This is a genomic window from Pseudomonas sp. SDO5271_S396, from assembly GCF_054071795.1.
This window is the reverse complement of sequence record NZ_JBSVWB010000013.1, coordinates 1-25,930: the sequence shown is the minus strand read 5'-3', so window position 1 is coordinate 25,930 and position 25,930 is coordinate 1. Positions and strand designations below refer to the sequence as shown.

Below are 25,930 nucleotides of genomic sequence, written 5' to 3'. Positions count from 1 at the left end.
GGTTTATCCCTTGGCTGATGGGGTGTTTGATCGGGCCTCATCGCAGGCAAGCCGGCTCCCACAGGTTGGATGTGTGAACACGGTCAACTGTGGGAGCGGGCTTGCCCGCGAAAGCGTCACCTGCACCACCGAGGCTTTCGTTTCTGCACAAACGCCTGCGTCCCCTCGATGCCTTCTTCACTCCTCAAGGATTCGGCGAACCACTGCGCCCCACGATCCAGCACGTTCTCCAGCGGTTCCTCCACACTGGCCAGCAGCAACGCCTTGGTCCGGGCGTTGGCGTGCGGCGCGCACTTGAGTACCTGTCCCAACACCTCATCCAACCGTTCTGCCAACGCCTGCGGGTCACGTTCGGTGAAGTGCACGACGCCCAGTCGTTTGGCTTCAACGCCATCAAACCGCGACGCCGTCAGCGCCAGGCGTCGAGCCTGGGTCAGCCCGATGCGTTTGACCACGAACGGTGCGATCTGCGCGGGCAACAAACCCAAGCCAGTCTCCGGCAAACCGAACTGCGCCTGATGATCGGCAATCGCAATATCACTCACGCACGCCAGGCCAAACCCGCCGCCCAGCACTGCGCCTTGCAGCACCACGATGACCACTTGCGGCACGGCTTCGACCGCTTGCAGCAGGGTGCCGAATGCCCGGTTCAACGCTTGCATGCGGTCACCTGCGCTGGCCATGTCTTTCACATCCGCGCCCGCGCAGAAGTGCCCGCCCGCGCCGCCGATCACCAGCGCTCGCGTACGGCTATCCAGGTCTGCCAGCACGGCGCGCAGTTCGTCGACCATTTCCAGGCTCATGGCATTGCGCTGCTCGGGACGGTTGAGGGTGATGTGCAGCACGCCGTTGTGCGGTTCGAGCAGCAGGGTGTTCATGGTTTTTTCCCCGGCAGGGTGCCCATCAATTTACAGATGATGCCCAGCATGATTTCGTCGGCGCCGCCGCCGATCGACACCAGCCGCACATCGCGATAGGCCCGCGCCACCGGGTTGTCCCACATGAAGCCCATGCCGCCCCAGTATTGCAGGCAGCTGTCGCTGACTTCACGACCCAGCCGCCCGGCCTTGAGCTTGGCCATGGACGCCAGGCGGGTCACGTCCAGGCCTTTGATGTATTGCTCGGTGGCCTGGTACACCAGCGCGCGCAGGCATTCGATTTCGGTGGACAGCTCCGCCAGGCGAAAGTGAATGACCTGGTTGTCGATCAGCGCCTTGCCGAAGGTCTGGCGCTCCTTGCAGTACTCGATCGTGCTGTCGATGCAGTGCTCCAGGCCCTTGATCATATTGGCCGCGCCGAACAGGCGTTCTTCCTGGAACTGCAGCATCTGCATCATGAACCCGGCGCCTTCGTGGCCGATGCGATTGCGCTGGGGCACACGCACGTCATCGAAGAACACCTGGGCGGTTTCGGAGCTGTGCATGCCGAGCTTTTCCAGGGGCGGGCTGACACTGATGCCCGGGGTGTTCATCGGCACCATGATCAGCGATTTGTTGATGTGCGGTTTGTCGTCGGAGGTGTTGGCCAACAGGCAGATGAAGTCGGCGCTGGGCGAGTTGGTGATCCACATCTTGCTGCCGTTGATCACGTAGTCGTCGCCGTCCTTGCGTGCCTGGGTCTTGAGCCCTGCCACATCGGAGCCGGCGCCGGTTTCCGACACGCCGATGCAGCCGACCTGTTCGCCACTGATGGCTGGGCGCAGGAACTCTTCGCGCAGTTCGTCGGAGCCGAAACGGGCGAGGGCGGGGGTGCACATGTCGGTCTGCACGCCGATGGACATGGGAATGCCGCCGCAGCGCACGGTGCCGAATTCTTCGGCGGCGACGATCGAATAGCTGTAGTCCAGGCCCATGCCGCCGAACTTCTCCGGCTTGGAGATGCCCAGCAGGCCGAGCTCGCCGGCCTTGCGGAAGATCGCGTGGATGGGAAAGCGCCCGGCCTTTTCCCACTCGTCCACATGGGGATTGATCTCGCGGTCGACGAAGGCCCGGACAGTGCGGCGCAGTTCCTGGTGTTCCTGGGTAAAGATCATTGTGGTTGTTCTCCTGATCGTCGTTTAGAAACGCGCCACGCCAAAACTGTTGGGTTGCAACTGCCGCACCTCGGCTTCATGGCAGATATCCAGCAAAAAGCCGAGCAACGTCCGGGTGTCCCGTGGGTCGATCAGCCCGTCATCCCACAGATTCGCGCTGCCGTAGAGCGCGGTGGACTGGCTGTCGAGTTTCTGCGCGGTGACCTGCTCCAGCATGTCCAGCACCTTGGGGTCGGGCACCAGGCCGTCCTTCAATTGCTTGGCCTCGGTGACGATGCGCAGCACCTTGCCCGCCTGGGCGCCGCCCATCACTGCCGTGCGGCTGTTGGGCCAGGCGAAGATGAAACGCGGATCGAGGCCGCGTCCGCACATGGCATAGTTGCCGGCGCCGTAGGAGCCACCCACTACCACGGTCAGTTTAGGCACGCGGGCATTGGCCACCGCCTGGATCATCTTCGCGCCGTGCTTGATCACGCCCTGCTGTTCGGACTCGGTGCCCACCATGAAACCGGTGGTGTTGTGCAAAAACAGCAGCGGCGTGCGGCTCTGGTCGCACAGCTGGATAAACTGCGCGGCCTTGCTCGCGCCCTTGGGCGTGATGGGGCCGTTGTTGCCGATCACGCCGACCGCATGGCCCTGGATGTGCAGGTGGCCGCAGACGGTATGGGGGTCGAACTCGCCCTTGAATTCGAGGAAGCGGGAACCGTCTGCCAGGCGCGCAAGGATTTCGCGTACGTCATAGGGTTTTTTCGGGTCGTCGGGGATCAGGCCCAGCAGTTCGTCGATGGGGTACAGCGGTTCTGTGCAGGTTCGTTGCGGCGCCAGCGGCAGGCGATCATTCCACGGCAGCACGCTGACGATGTCGCGCACGATCCGCACGCCGTCTGCATCATTTTCCGCCAGGTATTCGGCAGTCCCGGCGGTTTGCGCGTGCATCTCGGCGCCGCCCAGTTCCTCATCGGTTGCTACTTCACCAGTGGCGGCCTTGAGCAGCGGCGGCCCGGCCAGAAACAGCTTGGCCTTGCCGCGCACCACCACCACGTAATCCGACAAGCCCGGTTGATAGGCGCCGCCCGCGGTGGCCGAGCCATGCACCACGGTGATCTGCGGCAGACCCATGGCCGACATCCGTGCCTGATTGGCGAAGCTGCGCGCGCCTTCGACGAAAATCTCGGCGGCATAGTTGAGGTTGGCGCCGCCGCTTTCGGCCAGGGTCACCACCGGCAGTTTGTTTTCCTGGGCGATCTGTTGCAGGCGCAGGGATTTCTTCAAGCCGGTGGGCGAAATGGTGCCGCCCTTGATCGCGCTGTTATTGGCCACCACCAACATGCGCACGCCGCTGACGTAACCGATGCCGGCGATCAAGCCGCCGCCAGCGGCGCTGCCGTCCTTGTCGTCGTGCAGCTTGTAGCCGGCCAGGCTGGCCAGTTCCAGAAACGGCGCGCCGGGGTCCAGCAGCAGGTCGAGGCGCTCGCGGGGCAACAGTTGGCCGCGCTTGTCGAATTTGGGTTTGGCTTCTTGTGCCTTGTCGAGCAGGTTGCGCTCCAGCTGGCGCAGTTGGGCGATGGCGGCCAGCATCGCCTCGCGGTTCTGGGCGAACGGCGCGCTGTGGGTATCGATCAGGGATTCAATCACGGGCATCGCTTATTTCTCCGCCTTGAGTACATCCGGCAGGTACGCACGGTGGAAACCATTGAACGGCTTGCTCGTGGCCTGGGCCTTGTGCAGCGGCCAGGCACGGTTGCCCAGGCTGGCGGCGCCGTCGATGCGCAGGGTGCTGCCGCTGATGAACGCGGCGGCGGGGCTGAGCAAGAACACGATGGCGGCGCTGACTTCCGATTCGGTACCGATGCGCTTGAGCGGCACATGTTCGCGCAGGGTGGGGATCACCGCCTTGAACGCGCCTTCGTAAGTGTCCATGCCACTGGAGGCGATCCAGCCCGGCGCCACGGCGTTGACCCGCACCCCGGCGTAGCCCCATTCGAAGGCGGCGGTCTTGGTGAAGTTGTCCATCCCCGCACGTGCTGCGCCCGAGTGACCCATACCGGGCATGCCGCCCCACATGTCGGCGAGCATGTTGACGATGGCTCCGCCGTGTTTGCTCATGCACTGGTTGAACACTTCGCGGGCCATCAGGAAGCCGCCGACCAGGTTGGTGCGCAGCACGGTTTCGAAGCCTTTCTGATTGATCGAGGCCAGCGGCGACGGGTATTGGCCGCCGGCGTTATTCACCAGGCCATGGATCGGCCCGTGTTCCTCGAGGACTTGGCTGACCAGCGCTTTCACTGCCTCTTCATCGCGAATATCGCACGCCTGCCAGTGGGCGGTACCGCCGTCTTCGGCGATCTCTGCCGCGACTGTCTGCAGTTTTTCCGGTTTGCGCCCCACCAGAATCACGCGGGCGCCGAGGGCTGCCAGCTCATGGGCGGTGCAGCGGCCAATCCCGCTGCCGCCACCGGTGACGATCACGGTGTGGCCCTGGAACAGGTCGGCGTTGAAGATCGAATCGAAAGCCACGACAGCGCTCCTGTCAGTTGAGTTGATCTTTGAGGTGTTGGGGCACGGCGATCGGGATTTCCAGCAGTTGCTGGGCGAAGGCCTTGCCCTGCGGGTCGATGCGCAGGCTGGCGATACCGCCGCCGCCCAGGGCGTTTTCCAGCAGGAAGTTGAGGCTGTGGCTGCCGGGCAGGTACCAGCGTTCGACGCGACCGTGGAGCGGGTCGAGGACATGGCTCATCCAGTCGACGACTACCGCCGGGGTCAGCGTTTCGGCGATCCACGGCAGGTACTCGGGGGCACGGGCGATCACGCCGATGTTGCTGTGGTTGCCCTTGTCTCCGGAGCGCGCCACGGCGAGTTTCACCAGCGGCACGCTGGCGTCGGCGCGCCCTTGGGTTTGGGGCGGGTCGAGCGGGGCGGTCGGCGTGCCGAGCGGGTGGCTGGGCGGCAGGGTGCAGGCGTGGCGCTGGCCTTGAAACTCGATGCTCGGCGCGCAGGCGGTTTTATCGATCAGGAATGAAAACAGCCGAATCAACGGGTACACCGTCGGCCTGCCGCCCACGATGCCGGTCAATCCCGGCGCCATGCCGGTGGCGGCCTGGGCGATCTCGCGGGCGAACAGCACCAGGGCCTGTTTGCTCGGATGGCGCACCGCAAGTTTCACCACCACTTCGCGGCTGTCGTGACGCCGGGCATGGGCGCCGTACGTGGCCTCGCTGCCGAGCAGTTCGATGTTCACGTCGGTGTAGGGCGCCCAGCCGCGTTGGCTGAACAGCTCCGAGGTCTTTTGAATGATCGCCTGGCTGACGCGCTCGGCCTTGGCCACGGCATCGATTCCGGCGATCAGGCAACTGGCAGTACAACGGAAGCCATCCGCGTACGTGGCACTGACCTTGTACTGATCGGTCGGCGGCAAGCCTTTGGCACCGTGCAGGCGCACACGGTTTTTACCTTGCTGTTGAAGTTGGACCTGACTGAAATCGCAGATCACATCAGGCAATAGATAGGCGCGTGGATCGCCGATCTCATACAGCAGTTGTTCGGCCACGCTGAGTTCGCTGATCAAGCCGCCGGTGCCGTCGACCTTGCTCACGGTGAACTGGCCGTCGGCGCTGACTTCGACGATAGGAAAGCCGATGTGCGCGTAATCGGGCACGTCGCGCCAGTCGGTGAAATTGCCGCCGGTGCACTGTGCGCCGCATTCGATGATATGCCCGGCCAGTGCGGCCTGGGCGAGGCGGTCGTAGTCGTGCCATGACCAGCCGAATTCATGCACCAGCGCGGCGCTGACCACCGCGCTGTCCACCACACGGCCGGTGATGACGATGTCGGCACCCAACGCCAGCGCCTGCACGATGCCCGGTGCGCCGAGGTAAGCGTTGGCCGATACACACGCCGGCGGCAGAGGGGCGCCGCTGGACAGGTCGGTGATGCCGTGCAGGTGCTTGAGTTGGGATTGCAGGTCGTCCCCCAGCAGCACGGCGATTTTCAGCGGGACCTGTGCCTGGTCGCAGGCCGCTTGCAGCGCGGCGGCGCAGGCCTGGGGATGGATGCCGCCCGCGTTGCTGATCACGCGGATGCCCTGGCGCTGGATGTCGGCCAGAAGCGGGGTGAGCACCTCGACGAAGTCCGTGGCGTAGCCGGCCTGTGGATCCTTGAGCCGCGCGCCGGCGAGGATCGACATCGTGACTTCCGCCAGGTAGTCGAACACCAGGTAATCCAGCGCACCGCCCTGCACCAACTGGGCGGCGGCGGTGCAGGTGTCGCCCCAGAAGGCGCTGGCGCAGCCGATACGAACCGTCTTGCTCATGAGAAGTCCTTCTCCGAATGGCTGGCACCGAGACTACCAAGCAAGCGCTTGGTCTGCAACCTGCGGACACAACTTTTGGCCCAAGCGCTTGCTTGGTTGGCGGTCACGGCCTAAATTGCCGGCCAAGACGTCAGTAGAAGTAGAGGAGAGAGACATGGATGAGCACAAAGCCCGGCGGGTGATGCGCGCCATGGTCGACGGCGGCCAGTTGACCGACCCCGACAGTGCCCGTGGCAAGTTGCTGCAAACCGCGGCTCACCTGTTTCGCCACAAGGGTTTCGAGCGCACCACGGTGCGAGACCTGGCGGGGGCCGTGGGCATTCAGTCCGGCAGCATCTTTCATCACTTCAAGAGCAAGGACGAGATCTTGCGGGCGGTGATGGAGGAGACCATCCATTACAACACCGCGATGATGCGCGCCTCGCTGGACGAGGCGAGCAATGTGCGCGAGCGCCTGTTGGCGCTGATTCGCTGCGAATTGCAGTCGATCATGGGCGGCAGTGGCGAGGCCATGGCGGTGCTGGTGTATGAATGGCGCTCCTTGTCGGCCGACGGCCAGGCCCAGGTGCTGGCCCTGCGCGACGTGTACGAAGCCATCTGGTTGCAGGTGCTGGGGGAAGCGAAGGCGGCCGGTTACATCCAGGGCGACGTATTCATTACCCGACGTTTCCTCACGGGTGCCCTGTCGTGGACCACCACCTGGTTCCGCGCCGAGGGCAGCCTGACCCTGGAGCAATTGGCCGAAGAAGCCCTGCTGATGGTGCTGAAAGCACCCTGAGGTGCAAGTTATTAATTTGGCGGTAGAAAGTTGTCTCGACTGACAAAAACGCCTAGCTTATTGCCATCAGAGTGATGAACGGTGTGTGCCTTGATGTTTTCGCCATGGCGGCTGGCTGCAGGACTTACTTTATGGGCACTGGGCACCGCAGGGTGGGTACCGGCGTCGGCCGCGCAACTGGTGCGTATCGGTGCCGCGCACTTTCCCCCTTACACCGTGCGTCCGGAGCAGGGCGCCGACACCGGTCTGTTGCCGCAATTGGTCGAGGCCCTGAATGCCTCGCAGACCGACTACCAGTTTGTGCTGGTGCCCACGTCCATCCCCCGGCGCTTTCGTGATTTCGAGCAAAGTCGCGTCGACATGGCGATCTTTGAAAACCCGCAATGGGGCTGGCAGAAGATTCCCCATACCAGCGTCGACATGGGCCTTGAGGATGCGGAAGTCTTCGTCGCCCAGCGTGAGCCCGGTCGCGATCAGCGTTACTTCGACGACCTGGCCGGCAAACGTCTGGCGGTGTTCAGCGGCTATCACTACGCCTTCGCCAACTTCAACCCCGACCCCAAATACATGGCCGAGCACTTCAACGCCACGTTGACGTATTCCCATGACAGCAACCTGCTGATGGTCGCCCGCGGGCGCGCGGATATCGCACTGGTCACGCGTTCTTACCTGAGTGATTTCATGGTGCGCAATGCGGACATGGCCGGGGATTTCCTGGTGTCGGAACGCATTGACCAGGTCTATCACCATTACGCGTTGCTGCGGCCCAGGGCGCCGATCACCGGCGAGGCGTTTTCCGCGCTGCTCAAGCGCCTGCGGGACAATGGCGAGATGCTGAAGATTTTCGAGCCGTACCGCATCGATGTGATGCCCGTGCCCTGACAGGCATAACATCAATCCAAATGTGGGAGCTGGCTTGCCTGCGATGCGGACACCCAGGTTTTTCAGTTCTGCCAAGGTGATGCGATCGCAGGCAAGCCAGCTCCTACATTTATTCCGCTGAGCGTCAAACCCGGCGCGCAAACGTATCGCTATGGCTGCCCGACACCTTGCGGCAGTGCACCAAAGCATCGCGAATCATGAAGTTCACCAGGGTCGGCGACACGCCGAGTTCCTTGGCGATGTCCTTTTGCGGTACGCCATGCAGGCGGTACATCTCGAAGGCATAGCGGGTGCGCTGGGGCAGTTCCGTCAGGGCGTCGGCGATGTTTTCCAGGGTGTTGAAGTTGATGTGGGAGGTTTCCGGTGAAGCGCCGTGAATGACCACATTCAAGCCTTCCTCTTCCGTCCCGGAGTACTTCAACTCCAGGGCCTGCTTGCGGTAGTGATCGATCGCCAAATTGCGCACGATCTGGAACAGATAGCTCAACTGCGCCTTGAACGATGACGTGATGGTGGGCGCCGATTGCAGCCGGAAGTAGGCGTCCTGCACTACGTCTTCGGCACGGGAGCGGCACCCGGTAATGCGCGCCGCGATCTTCACCAGGATTAGCCGGTTATCGACAAAAGCCTGGAGAAGCGGTGAGTCGCACCTGCCTGTGGATACTTGTTCCGTCATGGAAATCACCTTGTCGCAAAAGAGGTTGGGGGAGGGCGTCCTTGCTGAGGCCTCCTACACATCGGGCAACAAATTATGCTTAATGATAATGATTGTCAAATGAGAAGGTGAACTAATCTTATGCCCGCTTGCACGGTGTGAACCAGGTCTCGCCCATCCGCCGCGACTAATTATTTGCTGGCTCCGTCCGTTCTCATGGTTGACAGGTCCGTTAGTAAAACGGCCAAGGACCAGCACCCGCAGGAGGGCGAAATGGGTTTCTATCGTGCAGACAGCGTGTTTCAGTTTGGAGTCCTCAAAGGATGAGCACGCCGACCCGACTACGCCTGTTTTGCCTGCCCTATTCGGGCGCCAGTGCCATGGTTTACGCGCGTTGGCGGCGAACCCTGCCGGATTGGCTGCAGGTGTGCCCGCTGGAATTGCCGGGCCGTGGCATGCGCATGGACGAGCCGCTGCAACGCGATATCAAAGCCTTGGCCGCGCAACTTGCCGAGGAAATCAGTCGCGACCTCAGCGGCCCTTATGCGTTGTTCGGCCATAGCCTGGGCGGCCTGCTGGCGTTTGAACTGGCCCATGCGCTCAACGCCCGCAACGTCCCCGCGCCGCTCGCCTTGTTCGCCTCCGGCACCGCCGGGCCGGCGCGGCGTGATGTGAGCGAATACGCCATCGAAAAGACCGATGAACAACTGATCGCCCGCCTGCGTGAGCTGCAAGGCACTGCCGAAGAAGCCCTGACCAACCCCGAACTGATGCAGTTGATGCTGCCGATCCTGCGCGCCGACTTCCTGCTCTGCGGCAGTTTCACCTACGGCGAGCGCCAGCCGTTGGGCATGCCGATCCATGTGTTCGGCGGCAAGCAGGACAGCGTGCGCGCCGACCAGTTGCTCGACTGGCAACTCGACGCCGCCAGTGGTTTTTCCCTCGACCTGTTCGACGGTCACCACTTCTTCCTCGTGCAGCACGAAAGCGCGGTGCTGCGTTGTGTACGGCGTTATGCCGACGAACACCTGGCCCGCTGGCGCAATGGCGCGGCGCGGCAACGCGCAGCCAGCTGAACACGCCCCCGAATTCTCGAATTTCCCGTAAGCCGCTTTCAGGCAGGAACCCCATGATGGACGCCTTCGAACTTCCCCGTACTCTGGTCGAGTCCCTTCAACGTCGTGCTGCGCAGACCCCGGACCAGGTGGCTCTGCGCTTCCTCGCCGAGTCCGCTGAACACAACGTCGTGCTCAGTTACCGCGACCTGGACCAGCGCGCCCGCACCATCGCCGCCGCCTTGCAGGCCCGGGCGGACCTGGGCGACCGCGCGGTGCTGTTGTTCCCCAGCGGCCCGGATTACGTCGCAGCGTTCTTTGGCTGCCTGTATGCCGGGGTGATCGCGGTGCCGGCCTATCCACCGGAGTCCACCCGTCGCCATCACCAGGAACGTTTGCTGTCGATTATCAGCGATGCCGAACCGCGCCTGTTGCTGACTATCGCCAGCCTCGCCGACGGCCTGTCGCAGATCGAAAACGCGCCGCCGGTCTTGAGCGTCGACAGCCTGGAAAAGGCGGGCGACTGGACCGCTCCCGACCTGCAGCCCGATGACATCGCCTTCCTGCAATACACCTCCGGCTCCACCGCGCTGCCCAAGGGTGTGCAGGTGAGCCACGGCAACCTGGTGGCCAACGAAGTGTTGATCCGTCGTGGTTTCGGGATTGATCTGAACCCGGATGACGTGATCGTCAGCTGGCTGCCGCTGTACCACGACATGGGCCTGATCGGCGGCCTGCTGCAACCTATCTTCAGCGGCGTGCCCTGCGTGCTGATGTCGCCGGCCTACTTCCTTGGCCGCCCGGTGCGCTGGCTGGAAGCGATCAGTGAGTACCGTGGCACCATCAGCGGCGGTCCGGACTTCGCCTACCGCCTGTGCAGCGAGCGGGTCAGCGACTCGGCCCTGGAGCGTCTGGACCTCAGCCACTGGCGCGTGGCCTATTCCGGCTCCGAGCCGATCCGCCTCGACACCCTGGAGCGCTTTGCCGAAAAGTTCGCTGCCTGCGGTTTCACCCCCAACAGTTTCTTTGCCTCCTACGGCCTGGCCGAGGCGACCCTGTTCGTCGCCGGCGGCACCCGAGGCCGGGGCATCCCCGCGCTGCGGGTGGACGAGCAGGCGCTGGCCGCCAACCGCGCCGAGCCGGGGCAGGGCAGTGCGATCATGAGCTGCGGGACTTCCCAGCCGGAGCACGCGGTGCTGATCGTCGACCCGCAAACGCTCACCGAAGTGGCCGACAACCAGGTCGGTGAACTCTGGGCCACCGGCCCGAGCATCGCCCACGGCTACTGGCGTAACCCCGAAGCCACCGCCAAGACCTTCGTGCAACACGCCGGTCGTACCTGGCTGCGCACCGGTGACCTGGGCTTTATCCGTGAGGGCGAGGTGTACATCACCGGTCGTTTGAAAGACCTGCTGATCGTGCGCGGCCACAACCTGTATCCCCAGGACATCGAGCAAACCATCGAGCGCGAAGTGGAAGTGGTGCGCAAGGGGCGGGTCGCTGCATTCGCCGTGAATGACCAGGGCCTGGAAGGCATCGGCATCGCGGCGGAAATCAGCCGCAGCGTGCAGAAAATCCTGCCGCCCGACGCGTTGATCAAAGCCATCCGCCAGGCCGTCGCCGAGGCCTATCAGGAGGCGCCCAGCGTGGTGGTGTTGCTCAACCCCGGCGCCTTGCCAAAAACCTCCAGCGGCAAGGTGCAGCGCTCCGCCTGTGCGCTTCGCCACCAGGACGGCAGCCTCGACAGCTACGCGCAATTCCCCGACCTGCAAGCGCCGGTCAGCGATGTCGCGCTGGCGTCCGACCTGCAGAACCGGATCGCAGCGATCTGGTGCGAGCAACTGCAAGTCGCCACGGTCGCGGCGGATGACCATTTCTTTTTGCTCGGCGGCAACTCCATCACCGCCACTCAAGTGGTCGCGCGTCTGCGTGAAAGCCTGGGCCTGGAACTGAACCTGCGCCTGCTGTTCGAAGCGCCGACGCTCGCCGCGTTTGCCGCCGGCATCGCACGCCTCCAGCAGGACGGCGGCGTCGCTCAGGGCGCGATCAAGCCCCTGTCGCGGCAGGAAGACCTGCCCCAATCCCTGGCGCAGAATCGCCTGTGGATCACCTGGCAACTGGACCCCCACAGCAGCGCCTACACCATTCCGGGGGCCTTGCGTCTGCGCGGCGCGCTGGACGAAGACGCCGTGCGCTCGAGCTTCCAGCACCTGATCCAGCGCCACGAAGCCCTGCGCACGCGTTTCTACGAGCGTGACGGCCAAGCCTTCCAGCGTGTCGACGCAACCGCTGAGTTCAACCTGCAAGTCATCGACCTCAGCGACCTGCCCGCTGCCGAGCGTGAAGCGCGTGCGCAACAGCTCCGTGAAGACGAAGCCCGCACTCAGTTCGACCTGGAAAAGGGTCCGTTGCTGTGGGTGACCCTGGTGCGCCTGGACGATGAAGAGCACCAACTGCTGGTGACTCTGCACCACATCATTGCCGATGGCTGGTCGCTGAATATTCTGATCGACGAATTCTCACAGCTGTACGCCGCTACCACTCAAGGTCAGACGCTGGAACTGCCACCTTTGGCCCTGCAATACGCCGACTACGGCAGCTGGCAACGCCAATGGCTGGCCGAAGGCGAAGGCCAGCGCCAACTGGCGTACTGGAAAGCGCAATTGGGCGATGAGCATCCAACGCTCAGCCTGGCCACCGACCATCCTCGCTCGGCACAACACCGTCGCAGTGCCGAACGTCACACAGTACGCCTGGGCGCGAGCCTGAGCGAAGCCATTCGCCAGACCGCCCAGGCCAACGAGTCCACGCCGTTCATGCTGTTGTTGGCGGCGTTCCAGAGCTTGCTCTATCGCTACAGCGGCCAGCGCGATATCCGCATCGGCGTGCCCAATGCCAACCGCCCGCGCCAGGAAACCCAAGGCCTGGTCGGGTTCTTCATCAATACCCTGGTGTTGCGTGCCGAGCTCGACGGGCGCCTGCCGTTCACTGAGCTGCTGACCGCAACCCGCCAAGCAGCGCTGGGTGCCCAGGCTCACCAGGACCTGCCGTTCGAACAACTGCTGGAAGCCTTCCCGCAAGCCCGCGAGCAAGGCCTGTTCCAGGTCATGTTCAACCATCAGCAGCGAGACCTCAGTGCCTTGCGCCGTCTGCCCGGTATGCTCGCCGACGAGCTGCCATGGCACAGCCGCGAGGCCAAGTTCGACCTGCAACTGCACACCGAAGAAGACCGCAATGGGCGTCTGAGCCTGTCGTTCGACTACGCCGACGAGTTGTTCGACAGCACGACCATCGAGCGCCTGGCCGAGCACTACGTCAACCTGCTGCAAGCGGTCTGCGAGCAGCCGCAACAAGCCCTCGGCGACCTCAAGCTGATGCAGCACGACGAACAGCAACCCTGGGGCGAAGCACCCTGCGCGCCGGCCCGACAGTGGCTGCCGGAACTGCTCGACCCGCAGGTCTCGGACGACATCGCCCTGGTCTGGGACGGCGGCAGCCTGACCTTCGCCCAACTGCATACCCAGGCCAACCGCCTGGCCCATTACCTGCGCGACAAGGGTGTCGGTCCGGACGTGTGCGTGGCCATCGCCGCCGAACGTTCGCCGCAACTGCTGATCGGCCTGTTGGCGATCATCAAGGCGGGGGGTGCCTATGTGCCGCTCGACCCGGATTACCCTGCCGACCGCCTGGCCTACATGCTCAAGGACAGCGGCGTGCACCTGCTGCTGACCCAGACTGCATTGCTGGAGCAACTGCCGACGGCCGAGGGCGTGTGCGTCATCGCCATGGACAGCCTGCACCTGGACAGCTGGCCGACCCAGCCACCGGGTTTGCACCTGCACGGTGACAACCTCGCCTACGTGATCTACACCTCCGGTTCCACCGGCCAGCCCAAAGGCGTGGGCAACACCCATGCGGCCCTGGCCGAACGCTTGCAGTGGATGCAGGCCACCTATCGGCTCGACCACACCGATGTGCTGATGCAGAAGGCGCCGATCAGTTTCGACGTGTCGGTGTGGGAGTGCTTCTGGCCGCTGATCACCGGTTGCCGTCTGGTACTGGCCGGCCCGGGCGAGCATCGCGACCCGCACCGCATCGCCCAGTTGGTGCAGCAGCACGGCGTGACCACGCTGCACTTTGTGCCGCCGCTGTTGCAACTGTTCATTGACGAGCCCCTGGCCGCCGAATGCACCAGCCTGCGTCGCCTGTTCTCCGGTGGCGAAGCCTTGCCCGCCGAGCTGCGCAACCGTGTGTTGGCACAGTTGCCGGCGGTGCAACTGCACAACCGCTATGGCCCGACCGAAACCGCGATCAACGTGACCCACTGGCACTGCACTGCAGAAGATGGCGAGCGCTCGCCGATTGGTCGCCCGCTGGGCAATGTGATCTGCCGCGTGCTGGATGAGCAGCTCAACCCCGTACCGCTGGGTGTGCCGGGCGAGCTGTGTATCGGCGGTATCGGCCTGGCGCGTGGCTACCTGGGGCGCGCCGGCTTGACCGCCGAGCGTTTTGTCGCCGACCAGCAGGGCGCACGTCTGTACCGCACCGGTGACCGTGCCCGTTGGACTGCCGATGGAGTCATCGAATACCTCGGCCGCCTCGATCAGCAGGTCAAGTTGCGCGGTTTCCGGGTGGAGCCGCAAGAAATCGAAGCCCGTCTGCTGGCACTGGACGGCATCGCCCAGGCCGTGGTGATGGTGCGTGATGCGCAGCTGATCGGTTACTACACCGCCACCACCGAGCTGGACCCACATGACGTCAGGACCGCCCTGGCCGCCGAGCTGCCGGAGTACATGGTGCCCGCGTTGCTGATGCGCCTGGATGCCATGCCCCTGAGCCCCAGCGGCAAACTGGACCGTCGCGCCCTGCCGGAGCCGGTGTGGCAAGTACGTGAGCACATCGAGCCCGAAACCCCGCTACAACAACAGATCGCCGCGATCTGGCGCGAGGTCCTGGGCGTACCGCGCATCGGCCTGCGCGATGACTTCTTCGCCCTCGGCGGGCATTCGTTGCTGGCCACCCAGATCATCTCCCGTACCCGCCAGACCTGCGACGTCGAGCTGCCATTGCGCACCCTGTTCGAAGCCAGTGAGCTGGGCGCGTTTGCCGAACAGATCGAGCAGATCCAGGCGTCCGGTCAACGCAACCAACAGACGGCCATCGCCAGGGTCGATCGCAGCCAGCCGGTGCCGCTGTCCTATTCCCAGCAGCGCATGTGGTTCCTGTGGCAGATGGAGCCGGACAGCCCCGCATACAACGTTGGCGGCATGGCGCGCCTGCGTGGCGTGCTGGACGTGGGGCGTTTCGAGGCCGCGTTGCAAGCGCTGATCATGCGCCACGAAACCCTGCGCACCACCTTTCCGAGCGTGGGTGGCGTGGCGTACCAGAAGGTCTCGCCGCAGACCGGCCTGCGCATGGATTGGCAGGACTTCTCGGCGCTCGATGAAACCGAGCGCCCGCAGCGCTTGCAGCAACTGGCCGACCACGAGGCCCACACCCCGTTCAACCTGGAAACCGGACCGCTGCTGCGGGCGTGCCTGGTCAAGGCCGGCGAGCAGGAACATTACCTGGTGCTGACCCTGCACCACATCGTCACCGAAGGCTGGGCCATGGACATTTTTGCCCGTGAGCTCAGCGCGCTGTACGAAGCCTTTATCGACGAGCGTGACTCACCGCTGGCACCGCTGCCGGTGCAGTACCTCGATTACAGCGTATGGCAGCGCCAGTGGCTGGAGTCCGGCGAACGCCAGCGCCAGCTGGATTACTGGACTGCGCAACTGGGCAGCGAACACCCCTTGCTGGAACTGCCCGGCGACCGTCCACGGCCACCGGTGCAAAGCCATCAGGGCGAGTTGTACCGCTTCGACTTGAGCGATGAGCTGGCCGCTCGCGTGCGGGCGTTCAATGCCGAGCACGGCCTGACCTTGTTCATGACCATGACCGCCACCCTGGCGGTGCTGCTCTATCGCTACAGCGGCCAGACCGACTTGCGCATCGGTGCACCGGTGGCCAACCGTATCCGCCCGGAAAGCGAAGGGCTGATCGGCGCGTTCCTCAACACCCAGGTGCTGCGTTGCCAGCTCAACGGGCAGATGAACGTCGGCGAGTTGTTCGAGCAAGTGCGCCACACCGTCATCGAAGGCCAGTCCCACCAGGACCTGCCGTTCGACCACTTGGTGGAGGCCCTGCAACCGCCACGCAGCGCGGCGTACAACCCGCTGTTCCAGGTGATGTGCAACGTGCAGCGCTGGGAGTTCCAGCAGAGCCGCCAGCTGGCCGGCATGACTGTCGAGTACCTGGCCAACGATGCCCGCGCCACCAAGTTCGACCTCAACCTGGAAGTCACCGACCTCGACCATCGCCTGGGTTGCTGCCTGACCTACAGCACCGACCTGTTCGACGAGCCGCGCATTGCGCGCATGGCCGAGCATTGGCGCAACCTGCTGGAGGCGCTGATCGCCGGCCCCGAGCAACGCCTCAGTGAGCTGCCGTTGTTGAGCGCCGATGAACAGCGCGTGTTGCAAGACAGCCTGGGCACCGAAAAAGGCGAGCACCGCCTCGACCAATGCATCCATCCATTGTTCAGCCAGCAGGCGGCAGCGCGTGGCGATGCACCGGCGCTGACCTTCGCCGGCATGACCCTCAGCTACCGCGAACTCAACGAGCGCGCCAACCGCCTGGCCTGGATGCTGCGTGAGCGTGGGGTGGGCCCGCAGGTGCGTGTCGGCCTGGCGTTGCCGCGTTCCCTGGAGATGGTCATCGGCCTGCTGGCGATCCTCAAGGCCGGCGGCGCCTACGTGCCGCTCGACCCGGAATACCCGCTGGACCGCCTGCACTACATGATTGAAGACAGCGGCATCGGCCTGCTGCTCAGTGATGTGGCGATGTTCGAAGCCCTGGGTGAATTGCCGGCGACGGTGGCATGCTGGTGCCTGGAGGATGACCTGCCCGTGCTGGCCAATTACCCGGCCAGCGAGCCGCCGTCGATCAGCCTGCCGCAGCATCAGGCGTATCTGATCTACACCTCCGGTTCCACTGGCAAGCCCAAAGGTGTGGTGGTGTCCCACGGTGAAATCGCCATGCATTGCCAGGCGGTGATCGAGCGCTTCGGCATGCGTGCCGACGACTGTGAACTGCATTTTTATTCGATCAACTTCGACGCCGCCACCGAGCGCCTGCTGGTGCCGCTGCTCAGTGGCGCGCAGGTGGTATTGCGTGCCCAGGGTCAGTGGGATGCCGAGGAAATCTGCGCGCTGATCCGCACCCATCGCATCAACATCCTGGGCTTCACACCGAGCTACGGCAGCCAGTTGGCGCAATGGCTGGCGACCCGGCAGCAGACCTTGCCGGTGCGCATGTGCATCACGGGGGGTGAAGCGCTGACCGGCGAGCACTTGCAGCGTATCCGCGCCGCGTTCCAGCCCCAGGTGTTCTTCAACGCCTATGGCCCGACCGAAACTGTGGTGATGCCGCTGGCCAGCCTGGCCCCGGAACAGCTGGAAGAGGGTGCCGGCAGCGTGCCGATCGGCAGCATTATCGGCGACCGTGTGGCTTACATTCTCGACGCCGACCTGGCGTTGGTGCCTCAAGGCGCGACCGGCGAGTTGTACGTCGGCGGTGCCGGCCTGGCCCAGGGTTATCACCAGCGTCCAGGCATGACGGCGGAGCGGTTTGTCGCCGATCCTTTCGCGCGCAATGGCGGCCGCCTGTATCGCACCGGCGACCTGGTACGCCAGCGCGCCGATGGCTTGGTGGAGTACCTGGGGCGTATCGACCATCAAGTGAAGATTCGCGGTTTCCGCATCGAGCTGGGCGAGATCGAAACCCGCCTGCTGGAACACGAAGCCGTACGCGAAGCGGTGGTGCTGGCGCTGGAGTCGCCGAGTGGCAAACAGTTGGTGGCCTATCTGGTCAGCGATGCAGAAGGCGCCACCTTGCGTGACGCGCTGAAGGCCCACCTCAAGGCGCAGTTGCCGGACTATATGGTGCCCGCGCACCTGATCGTACTCGACAGCATGCCGCTGACCGCCAACGGCAAGCTCGACCGCCGCGCCTTGCCGCAGCCGGACCCGGAAGCCAACCGTCAACAGTACGTGGCACCGCGCAGCGAGCTTGAACAGACTTTGGCCGCGATTTGGTGCGCGGTGTTGAATGTGCAGCAAGTCGGCCTGGACGATAACTTCTTCGAGCTGGGCGGTGACTCGATCCTGTCGATCCAGGTGGTCAGTCGTGCGCGGCAGGCGGGGATTCACTTCAGCCCGCGTGATCTGTTCCAGCACCAGACCGTGCAAACCCTGGCCGCGGTTGCTACGCGTTCCGAACGCATCACCGCCGAGCAGGGCGTGCTCACCGGCAGCTCGGGGCTTACGCCAATCCAGCACTGGTTCTTCGACACCCGGATCCCCAATCGCCAGCACTGGAACCAGGCGCTGGTACTCAAGCCGCTGCAATTGCTGGACCCTCATCGTCTGGAGCAAGCGCTGCTGGCGGTGCTGGAGCACCACGATGCGCTGCGCCTGAGCTTTTCCCGGCGCGACGCAAAATGGCATGCCGAGCACTTGGCTGTGCCGCAAGGCGGTGTGTTGATGCAAGCGCAAGTGCGCGACCTGGACCAGTGCACCGCGCTGTTCACCGACACCCAGCGCAGCCTCGACCTGGCCCATGGCCCGCTGCTGCGTGCGTTGCTGGTGGACGGTCCTGAGGGCCAGCAACGCCTGTTGATCGCCATCCATCACCTGGTGGTGGACGGCGTGTCGTGGCGCGTGTTGCTGGAAGACCTGCAAACGGCCTATCGCCAACTGAGCGACGGCCAGTCGGTGAGCCTGCCGGCCAAGACCAGCGCCCTGCGCGACTGGGCTGCGCGCTTGCAGGCGTATGCCGGCAGCGAATCCCTGCGTGAAGAGCTGGGCCTGTGGCAGGACCGGTTGGCCGGTCCGGACGCGAGGCTGCCGGTGGCCCGTGCGCAAGGTTCGTTGCGCAACGGCGACGCCGAGACGGTCAGCGTGCGCCTGGATGCCGAGCACACGCGCCAACTGCTGCAACAGGCGCCCAGTGCCTACCGCACCCAGGTCAATGATCTGCTGCTGACTGCCTTGGCCCGCGTGCTATGCCGCTGGAGCGGCCACGCCTCGGCGCTGATCCAGCTGGAAGGCCATGGCCGCGAAACCCTGTTCGATGACCTCGACCTGACCCGCAGCGTCGGCTGGTTCACCAGCGCCTACCCGCTGCGCCTGACCCCGCAGGCCGGGCAGGGCGACTCGATCAAGGCGATCAAGGAGCAACTGCGCAGCGTGCCGCACAAGGGCCTGGGTTATGGCGTGCTGCGCTACCTGGCCGACGATGCGACCCGGCAAACCATGGCCGCGCTGCCGAGCGCCGAAATCACCTTCAACTACCTTGGCCAGTTCGACCAGAGCTTCGGCGCCGATGCGCTGTTCCACCCGCTGGACGAGTCCGCAGGCTTGGCCCACGACCCGGATGCGCCGCTGCCCAACGAACTGAGCGTGGACAGCCAGGTGTACGGCGGCGAACTGGTGCTGCGCTGGACCTTCAGCCGCGAGCGCCACGATCAACAGCGCATCCGCGAGCTGGCCGATGCCTACCTCGCGGAGCTGCAAAGCCTGGTTGCGCATTGTTTGCAGGACGCTGTCGGCGGGCTCACGCCGTCCGACTTCCCGCTGGCGCAACTGACCCAGGCGCAACTCGACAGCCTGCCGGTCCCGGCCAGCGTCATCGAAGACGTCTATCCGCTGACCCCGATGCAAGAGGGCCTGCTGCTGCACACCCTGCTGGAGCCGGGCACCGGGCTGTATTACATGCAGGACCGTTACCGCATCAACAGCGAACTGGACCCGGCGCGTTTCGCCCAGGCCTGGCAAGCGGTGATCGCCCGTCACGAAGCCCTGCGTGCCTCGTTCTGCTGGAACGTCGGCGAAGAGATGCTGCAAGTGATCCATAAGCCGGGCAGCACGCCGGTCGACTACCTGGACTGGAGCAACGACCCGGAACACGAACACGAACCGCGCCTGCAAGCCTTGCTCAAGGCCGAGCGCGAAGCCGGTTTCGATCTGCTTAACCAGGCGCCGTTCCACCTGCGCCTGATCCGGGTCGGTGAAGCGCGCTACTGGTTCATGATGAGCAACCACCACATCCTCATCGATGCCTGGTGCCGTTCGCTGTTGATGAATGACTTCTTCGAGATCTACATGGCCCTCGGCGAAGGCCGTGATGCGCAGTTGGCCACGCCGCCGCGTTACCGCGACTACATCGCCTGGCTGCAACGCCAGAACCTGGCCGAAGCGCGTCAGTGGTGGCAGCAGAACCTGCAAGGGTTCGAACGCACTACGCCGATCCCGAGCGACCGACCGTTCATGCGCGATCACGCCGGCCATGGCGGCATGGTGGTGGGGGACTGCTACACCCGTCTCGACGCCCGTGACGGTGCGCAACTGCGCGAGCTGGCCCAGGCCCATCAACTGACCGTCAACACCTTCGCCCAGGCCGCGTGGGCCCTGGTGCTGCGTCGCCTGAGCGGTGACCGCGACGTACTGTTCGGCGTGACCGTGGCCGGCCGCCCGGTGGAAATGCCCGAGATGCAACGCACCGTCGGCCTGTTCATCAACAGCATCGCGCTGCGGGTGAAGCTGCCCGCAGACGACCAACGTTGCAGCGTGCGCCAGTGGCTGAGCGCGTTGCTCGACAGCAACATGCAGCTGCGCGAGTACGAATACCTGCCGCTGGTGACGATCCAGGAGCACAGCGAACTGCCCAAGGGCCAGCCGCTGTTCGACAGCCTGTTCGTGTTCGAAAACGCCCCGGTGGAGGTCTCGGTGCTGGACCGGGCGCAAAGCCTGAACGCCACCTCGGATTCCGGTCGCACCCACACCAACTTCCCGTTGACCGCCGTGTGCTACCCGGGCGATGACCTGGGCCTGCACCTGTCCTACGACCAGCGTTATTTCGATGAAAGTACCGTGCAGGGCATGCTCGGCGAATTCAAGCGCCTGCTGCTGGCGCTGGTGCAAGGCTTCCATGGCGACATGGCCGACTTGCCGCTGATTGGCGAGCAGGAGCACGCGTTCCTGGTGCACGGCTGCAACCAGAGCGAGCATGACTACCCGCTGGAGCGCAGTTATGTGGAGCTGTTCGAAGCCCGGGTGGCGCAGCATCCACAGCGCATCGCCGCCAGTTGCCTGGACCGGCAATGGAGCTACGCCGAGCTGAACCTGCGCAGTAATCGCCTCGGTCATGCGCTGATTCAAGCGGGGGTCGGTGTGGATCAGCCGGTCGCCTTGCTGGCCGAGCGCGGCCTTGATCTGCTGGGCATGATCATCGGCAGCTTCAAGGCCGGTGCCGGTTACCTGCCGTTGGACCCGGGCCTGCCCGGCCAGCGTTTGAGTCGCATCATCGACCTGAGCCGCACGCCGTTGCTGGTGTGCACCCAGGCCTGTCGCGAACAGGCGCTGGAACTGCTGGAAGAGTTCGCCTGCACCGGGCGGCCCAAGCTGCTGGTGTGGGAGGACCTGGCACCGGCGGACCACAATCCCGGGATCTACAGCGCCCCGGACAACCTGGCCTACGTGATCTATACCTCGGGGTCCACCGGCTTGCCCAAGGGCGTGATGGTGGAACAGCGCGGCATGCTCAATAACCAGCTGAGCAAGGTGCCGTACCTGAACCTGAGCGACAAGGATGTGATTGCCCAGACCGCCTCGCAAAGCTTCGACATTTCCGTGTGGCAGTTCCTCGCCGCACCGCTGTTCGGCGCGCGGGTGGACATCGTGCCGAACACCCTCGCCCATGATCCGCAGGGCTTGCTGACCCATGTTCAGGCCCAGGGCATCACGGTGCTGGAAAGTGTGCCGTCGCTGATCCAGGGCATGCTGGCCCAGGACCTTGTTCACTTGGACGGTCTGCGCTGGATGCTGCCGACCGGCGAAGCGATGCCGCCGGAACTGGCGCACCAATGGCTGCTGCGTTACCCGCAGATTGGTCTGGTGAACGCCTATGGCCCGGCGGAATGTTCGGACGATGTGGCGTTCTTCCGCGTCGACCTGGCCTCGACCCGTGGCAGCTACCTGCCGATCGGCACGCCAACCGACAACAACCGTCTGTACCTGCTTGATGGCGCGCTGGAGTTGGTGCCCCAAGGTGCGGTCGGCGAGCTGTGCGTGGCCGGCACCGGTGTGGGGCGTGGTTATGTGAGTGACCCCTTGCGCACCGCCCAGGTGTTTGTACCGAACCCGTTCGGTGCACCGGGCGAGCGCTTGTACCGCACCGGCGACCTGGCACGTCGGCGTGGCGACGGCGTGCTGGAGTACGTCGGACGCATCGACCATCAGGTGAAGATTCGCGGTTACCGCATCGAGCTGGGTGAAATCGAAGCGCGCCTGCACGAGCAACCGGAAGTGCGCGATGCGGCGGTTGGCGTACAGGAGGGCGTCAACGGCAAGCATCTGGTGGGTTACCTGGTGGCGGCGGATGAAGCGCTGAACCCAAGCGAACGCCTGGACCGCATCAAGCAACGCTTGCGCGCCGAACTGCCGGAATACATGGTGCCGCTGCACTGGTTGTGGCTCGACCGCCTGCCGCTCAACGCCAACGGCAAGCTTGACCGCAAGGCGCTGCCGGCCTTGGAAATCGGCCAGTTGCACAGCCAGGACTACCTGGCGCCGCGTACCTCACTGGAAACCACCTTGGTGGCGATCTGGGCCGAGGTACTGAAAGTCGAGCGGGTGGGTGTGCAGGACAACTTCTTCGAACTGGGCGGGCACTCGTTGCTGGCCACGCAAATTGCGTCGCGGGTACAGAAGACGTTGCAGCGGGATGTGCCGCTAAGAGCGATGTTCGAGTGCAGCACGGTGGCGGAGTTGGCCGAGTACATCGACGGGCTGGCAGCCAGCGAGATCAGTGCGGAGAAGGCGGGTCGGTTGAGTGATTTGATGGCGGAGTTGGAGGGGCTTTAATCGGCATCGCCTGTCAGGGCCTCTTCGCGGGCAAGCCCGCTCCCACATTGGAGTGCATTCACACATCTTTATGTGTGAGCACAGTCAAGGGTGGGAGCGGGCTTGCCCGCGATGAAGTGCGCTCAGGCGCCGCCTTTTTCACTCGGATTGTGTGGCGGCCGTTGGTCGGGTAATCCCCGATGACGCGTCATAACTGTCAAATCTGACAGTAGGCAACTGCACTCCCACAGGAATTAAATAACCGCTATGACTGGGTCTGCCCGGGGTGGGCCGAAGGGTTATTTATCCTTGGATGGGAGTGTGGATCATGGCTACAGCTAAAACACCTAAATCAAAAACCGGTGCCGCAACCGTCGCTTCTTCGCCTCTGCCCAAGCCCCAGGGCGCAACGCTCAAGCAACTGCCGTTGCCAAAGGTGCTGCATGCCACGGCCAATAGTACCTTGCCGCCGATGACGTCCACGGCGGGTACGGAGGTGATCATCGACGCCGCCATCCCCAGCGGTGCGCCCATCAATGTGTTCTGGGCGATCAAGGGGCAGGAGGCATCGCCCGTGTTCAGCACCGTGGCGCAGGGTGCCGGCAGTGGTGGGGTCAAGGTGCCTGTGCCGGCCTGGGTGGTCGGTTATTGCATCGGCCAGACGCTGACCATCTGGTACGAAAGCGGGAATGATGAGTCGCTGCGGTTGGAGTTGACGGTGGAAGTCATTGATCCCGACGACATGCCGACGCCCAAGTTCCTGGACCTGGTGTTTGTCCAGGGTTCCTGGTGGCTGGACATGACCCGTTTCCCCGGCAACGCCCGCATCGAACTGTGCGCCTGGCCGTTTATCGCCGCCGGGCAGCGGTTGTGGGTCGAGGCGGTGGGCAACGAGCACCTGTCGCCACGGCGTTTTCACTGGGTTCTGGAAGATCACGTGGTCACCGATGAGGAGGCCCGGGGTGGCTACTGCTTCCTGCTGCAGATCCTGCGCGAGTGGCTGGGCGAAAACGAAGACTGGTCGTCGGTGACAGTGCACGTCGGGGTCACCTTCGATGGGGCGCACGGCACGCCGCCGGAAGATCCACAGATTTCCCACATCCCGGCCAATGCCCATGAGATTCCGCGTGCTACCGCGAACCTGCGAGTCGGTGAACCGGAGCTCAATTTGTTGGCGCCCAAACTGCGCGAAGCGGTTTACGTTGAGGGACAAGGGTATGTGCTCAACCCGGCGCTTACCGTCGACGGTGCTCATGTCGAGGTGGCGTATGACGGCATGAAACCCGGTGACCATGTGTGCGTGAAATTTTCAGGAACACCGGGCCCGGGGTCACCCGTGCTGGTGTGCCAGGACGTTCAGGGCGGAGAGAGCAAACTTGTGTTCCCTGTGCCGGCGTCGGCGATCAGTGCCAACTTTGATGAGTCGGTTGATATCTCCTATACGGTGCGGCGTGACGTGTTGTGGCCTTCGCCGACAAGCTCGGTGCACGTGCTCAAGCCTACGGGCCTGAGTGGCATCGAGGTTGACGAGCAAACCGGTGGCAAGCTGTGCCTCAACACGTTCCCCGGCGACGCCACTGCCCGTGTTGCCGCCTGGGATTACAGCGCGCCGGGACAAACCTGCTGGATGTGGATCGACGGCCAACGTGAGGATGGCAGTGCCTTTCACTGGGATATTCTGGTGGCTGCGCCCGTTACGCCTGAGTGGGTGAACGAGGGTGTCAGTGCGGCACTGGCCCGTGAGCAGCTTGAAAAACTTGCCGACTGCCTGGTCTTTGAAATCCATTTTGCGGTGAGTTTCCAAGGCTCGACGGATCTGGCCGATGCCATAGCGTTCCGACCGTTGCAACTGCAAATGGTCCAGGCCGACCTGGTGCTGTTGGCGCCCTCGGTGCGTGAGGCGGTGGGGAACCAGCTGACGGTGTGGAACGGCAAGGATGGCGTGACGGTGCGCGTGGAATATGACGGCATGAGTGCACATCACACCATCGCCTTGTGCTGGGAGCAGGCCGGTGTGTGCCTGGCGCTCGCACCAAAACCGGGAGATCCCGCACAGGGGTTTGTCGATTTTGCTGTGGCGCGTGAGGCGGTGATTCACGGCATCGGCAAAACCGTGCCGATCCGCTACAGCGTGACCAGCCGGTGCCGGCAGCAGACTTCGCGAGATCTTGAATTGGACGTGAGTATACCGGTCCGTCTGCCGACGCCTGTCGTCCGGCAAGCCACGGCGGGCGTGCTCGATCTGCGCACCTTTTCCACCCATGCGGATGTCTCTGTTGCCGCCTGGTGGTTTGCCCTGGCGGGGCAGAAAGTTTGGTTGAGCGCGACTGGAACGCTCAAGGATGGAAGCGTTTATGCGTTAAAGTGATGCGATGGTGTTTCATCAATTGAAACTGACCATTCGCCAGGCTTTCGACGACGTCACCACGTTTGACGACGGTGACTGGAACGGCTGGATAAAAGGCCCGGCCGCTGCGGATCCGAGGGACTTGGTGATCAAGCACGAGGGTGGAAACTGGTTCCTCTACAACTGGACGTACACCGATCGCTCTGCGGGCGTTTTCCTCTATCGCAATTACGCCGGCTTGGAAGTCGGGCGCGATTACGTGTTCAGTATCTCGATTCGGCGAGTGAATGATGTGCCGGCCATACCCCAGGTATCCCTATGGGTCGCAGGCGCGAAATTGCTGGGACCCGCTGCTATTTCCAGTCAGAGCTGGCAGCAAATGAGCGTGATCTTCACTGCCCGCGCCACTACTGTGCTCCTCGAACTCTACAACCATGTTGCGACTGGCTTAGGGAATGACTATGCCGTCGACAATATTCGAGTGAAGGAGCTCTAGCCCCGCAACACTGACTGTGTTCACCGATAGAAATGTGTGAATACAGTCAAATGTGGGAGCGGGCTTGCCCGCGAAAGCGTTAGCGCAGGCGCCGCTTATTTCGGCCCCTTGCTGCTGCAACCCACCGTTGTCGTCCAGATAGAAAATCGCCGGCGTGATGGCGGAGTTGGAGGGGCTTTAATCGGCATCGTCTGTCAGGGCCTCTTCGCGGGCAAGCCAGCTCCCACACTGGCCGTGTTCACCGATAGAAATGTGTTAATACAGTCAAATGTGGGAGCGGGCTTGCCCGCGAAAGCGTCAGCGCAGGCGCCGCTTATTTCGGCCCCATGATCTTCACCAGCTTCTCCGGTGATGGCGCCCCTTGTTGCTGCAACCCGCCGTTGTCGTCCAGATAGAAAATCGCCGGCGTGATGGCGGAGTTGGAGGGGCTTT

The 25,930-nt window shown here is 63.8% G+C and carries 12 protein-coding genes; 6 read left to right on the top strand and 6 right to left on the bottom strand.

What is annotated here, in order from left to right; translation table 11 throughout:
- Positions 1-116 precede the first annotated feature (116 nt).
- The 5 genes from ACW9IN_RS11835 to ACW9IN_RS11815 are packed head-to-tail and all read right to left on the bottom strand — an operon-like array spanning position 117 to position 6,341.
- Complete coding sequence (locus ACW9IN_RS11835) at positions 117-878, bottom strand: enoyl-CoA hydratase/isomerase family protein (protein ID WP_457366041.1); 762 nt, start codon at positions 876-878, stop codon at positions 117-119.
- The gene (gene atuD, locus ACW9IN_RS11830) at positions 875-2,032 is read right to left on the bottom strand and encodes a citronellyl-CoA dehydrogenase (RefSeq protein ID WP_457366040.1); all 1,158 of its coding nucleotides are present in this window, start codon (positions 2,030-2,032) and stop codon (positions 875-877) included. The genes ACW9IN_RS11835 and atuD overlap by 4 nt, the downstream gene beginning before the upstream one ends.
- A 24-nt stretch (positions 2,033-2,056) precedes the next feature.
- Entirely contained in the window at positions 2,057-3,673 is a 1,617-nt protein-coding gene (gene atuC, locus ACW9IN_RS11825; protein ID WP_457366039.1) for a geranyl-CoA carboxylase subunit beta, read from the bottom strand.
- 3 nt (positions 3,674-3,676) lie between these two features.
- Positions 3,677-4,549, bottom strand: coding sequence for an SDR family oxidoreductase (locus ACW9IN_RS11820; RefSeq protein WP_457366038.1), 873 nt, complete (start codon positions 4,547-4,549; stop codon positions 3,677-3,679).
- A gap of 13 nt (positions 4,550-4,562) precedes the next feature.
- Positions 4,563-6,341, bottom strand: coding sequence for an acyclic terpene utilization AtuA family protein (locus ACW9IN_RS11815; RefSeq protein ID WP_457366037.1), 1,779 nt, complete (start codon positions 6,339-6,341; stop codon positions 4,563-4,565).
- 154 nt (positions 6,342-6,495) lie between these two features.
- Between ACW9IN_RS11815 and ACW9IN_RS11810 the strand changes: the two genes are divergently transcribed.
- Positions 6,496-7,119 (top strand): TetR family transcriptional regulator, encoded by a 624-nt coding sequence (locus ACW9IN_RS11810; protein ID WP_457366036.1) that lies wholly within the window; start codon positions 6,496-6,498, stop codon positions 7,117-7,119.
- A 93-nt stretch (positions 7,120-7,212) separates the two neighbouring features.
- A complete protein-coding gene (locus ACW9IN_RS11805; RefSeq protein WP_457366035.1) occupies positions 7,213-8,001 on the top strand; it encodes a substrate-binding periplasmic protein in 789 nt (262 codons plus the stop codon).
- A 124-nt stretch (positions 8,002-8,125) separates the two neighbouring features.
- Here ACW9IN_RS11805 and ACW9IN_RS11800 read toward each other — a convergent pair whose 3' ends face one another.
- Positions 8,126-8,677: an RNA polymerase factor sigma-70 gene (locus ACW9IN_RS11800; protein WP_005789991.1), complete on the bottom strand. Its 552-nt coding sequence runs from the start codon at positions 8,675-8,677 to the stop codon at positions 8,126-8,128.
- Between the two features lie 302 nt (positions 8,678-8,979).
- Between ACW9IN_RS11800 and ACW9IN_RS11795 the strand changes: the two genes are divergently transcribed.
- The 4 genes from ACW9IN_RS11795 to ACW9IN_RS11780 all read left to right on the top strand — a co-directional run bounded on the left by ACW9IN_RS11795 (position 8,980) and on the right by ACW9IN_RS11780 (position 25,498).
- Positions 8,980-9,732: a thioesterase II family protein gene (locus ACW9IN_RS11795; RefSeq protein WP_457366034.1), complete on the top strand. Its 753-nt coding sequence runs from the start codon at positions 8,980-8,982 to the stop codon at positions 9,730-9,732.
- A gap of 53 nt (positions 9,733-9,785) precedes the next feature.
- Positions 9,786-22,676, top strand: a complete 12,891-nt coding sequence (locus ACW9IN_RS11790; protein ID WP_457366033.1) for a non-ribosomal peptide synthetase — start codon at positions 9,786-9,788, stop codon at positions 22,674-22,676.
- Positions 22,677-22,983: 307 nt separating this feature from the next.
- Positions 22,984-25,023, top strand: a complete 2,040-nt coding sequence (locus tag ACW9IN_RS11785; protein ID WP_457366032.1) for a hypothetical protein — start codon at positions 22,984-22,986, stop codon at positions 25,021-25,023.
- Between the two features lie 19 nt (positions 25,024-25,042).
- Positions 25,043-25,498: a hypothetical protein gene (locus tag ACW9IN_RS11780; protein ID WP_457366031.1), complete on the top strand. Its 456-nt coding sequence runs from the start codon at positions 25,043-25,045 to the stop codon at positions 25,496-25,498.
- Positions 25,499-25,930: the final 432 nt, after the last annotated feature.